The 1,001-nt window shown below is 71.4% G+C and carries 1 protein-coding gene; it reads left to right on the forward strand.

The annotated features are described in order from the left end of the window. Positions 1–672: 672 nt before the first annotated feature. Positions 673–1,001, forward strand: a 329-nt coding sequence (locus tag ACY5KJ_RS15755; RefSeq protein WP_462203696.1) for an alcohol dehydrogenase catalytic domain-containing protein, incomplete at its 3' end; no start/stop codon positions are given.

Below are 1,001 nucleotides of genomic sequence, written 5' to 3' on the forward strand. Positions count from 1 at the left end.
GTCCGATGATGTCGGGCTGGCCACACATGGTGATGGTCCTGGCGCGCGTTGGCATCGGCCACGGGGACAGACCCGTCTCGGACCGGCCGAGGCAGCCACATTATAGGACATAGGGGCATAGGACTTGACGGCATAGGGCCGGAGGTGCGAGCCGATGAACCGAGATCCGGGCGGGACGGTCGCGAGGACGGGGCGGCGCACGGATGCGCGACGCCGGTCCAGCGGGATGGCCGGCGATCAGGCCGCGGCGAGGGTCGAGCGGCCGACATGGGATGCTAGGAAGATGTTTCCGCCGCGACGCCCGCCGGGTACGGCGAAATCTGTGTCTGTCCTGTCTACCCGGTCTGGTCTGTTTACCCCGTCTGTCGCGATGCCCGAGGCCGTCCGTCCCCATCGCCCGAGTCCCCCGCCCCCGCTCGATCCGGACGCCCCGATCCCGGATGATCCAGGCCCGCTCCTGCCCGACGCTCCTGACCTGCCGCCGGCTCCGCACGAGCCCTCGCCGTATACCGAGCCGGCTCCCGGCTCACCCCAACCGGAGCCCGAGCCGGTCTGAGGCCCGAGCCGGCGTCGTCCACCCCACCGGAACATCTGTACGGCCGTGGCATGAACATGCCCGCACGCCGGATGATGCCGCGGCGTCGCGTGCCGAGGAGCCGTAGCGTGTGACGGGTGCATGCTGTGACGGTGAAAGCGCCCGGTGGGCCCGAGGTCATGACGTGGTCGACGGTGGCTGACCCTCCTGCCCCGGGGCCCGGCGAGGTCACCCTGGAGGTGGTTGCGACGGCGGTGAACCGCGCGGACCTGCTCCAGCGGCAAGGTTTCTACCCGCCGCCGCCCGGCGCCTCTGAGATCATCGGGATGGAGTGCTCCGGGCGGGTGGCGGCTCTCGGCGTCGGCGTGGACCGGGTCGAGGTCGGGGCCGAGGTGTGCGCGTTGCTCAGCGGGGGCGGCTACGCGAGTCGGGTGAACGTGCCGGTCGGCCAGGTGCTGCCGGTCCC

It is taken from the genome of Frankia sp. CcWB3, from assembly GCF_977927595.1.